Raw genomic sequence first — 985 nt, 5'->3', positions numbered from 1 at the left:
ATCTCAAGCTGGGGTACAAGGCGTCGGCGGAACAATTCGGGCCGCGGGAGCTGGTGGAGCTGGGTGTTCTGGTCGAGGAGCACGGCTTGGACAGTGCGACGGTCAGTGATCATTTCCAGCCGTGGCGGCACAAGGGTGGTCATGCGCCGTTCTCGCTGGCGTGGATGACGGCGGTGGGTGAGCGGACCTCGCGTATTCAGCTGGGGACGTCGGTGTTGACGCCGACGTTTCGGTACAACCCGGCGGTGATCGCGCAGGCGTTCGCGACGTTGGGGGTGTTGTATCCGGAGCGGATCATGCTGGGTGTGGGGACGGGGGAGGCGCTGAACGAGATCGCGACCGGTTACAAGGGGCAGTGGCCGGAGTTCAAGGAGCGTTTCGCGCGGTTGCGTGAGTCGGTGGATCTGATGCGCGCGTTGTGGAGTGGTGACCGGGTCGATTTCGAGGGCCGGTACTACGGCACGGTGGGTGCGTCGATCTACGATGTGCCGCCGGCGGGGATCCCGGTGTATATCGCGGCGGGTGGGCCGGTGGTGGCGCGGTATGCGGGGCGGGCCGGTGACGGTTTCATTTGTACCTCGGGTAAGGGGATGGATCTGTATACCGAGAAGTTGATGCCGGCGGTGGCCGAGGGGGCGGAGAAGGTGGGCCGCACGCTCGGCGATATCGATCGGATGATCGAGATCAAGATTTCCTATGACACCGATGCCGGGTTGGCGTTGGAGAATACGCGTTTTTGGGCGCCGTTGTCGTTGACGGCCGAGCAGAAGCATTCGATCACCGATCCGATCGAGATGGAGGCGGCCGCGGACGCGTTGCCGATCGAGCAGATCGCCAAGCGGTGGATCGTGGCCAGTGATCCGGATCAGGCGGTGGAGCAGATCAAGCCTTACGTCGATGCGGGGTTGAATCATCTGGTGTTCCATGCCCCGGGTCACGACCAGCGCCGTTTCCTGGACCTGTTCGCACGCGACCTCGCACCACG

The 985-nt window shown here is 63.9% G+C and carries 1 protein-coding gene; it reads left to right on the top strand.

The window, feature by feature from the left end:
• A partial coding sequence (gene fgd, locus NA3_RS35380) for a glucose-6-phosphate dehydrogenase (coenzyme-F420) (protein ID WP_063917884.1) occupies positions 1-985 on the top strand: 985 nt, incomplete at both ends.

Source organism: Nocardia africana NBRC 100379 (assembly GCF_001612635.1).
Classification (GTDB): domain Bacteria; phylum Actinomycetota; class Actinomycetes; order Mycobacteriales; family Mycobacteriaceae; genus Nocardia; species Nocardia africana.
The sequence above is the reverse complement of the archived record's forward strand: the minus strand, read 5'-3'. Positions and strand labels throughout refer to the sequence as shown.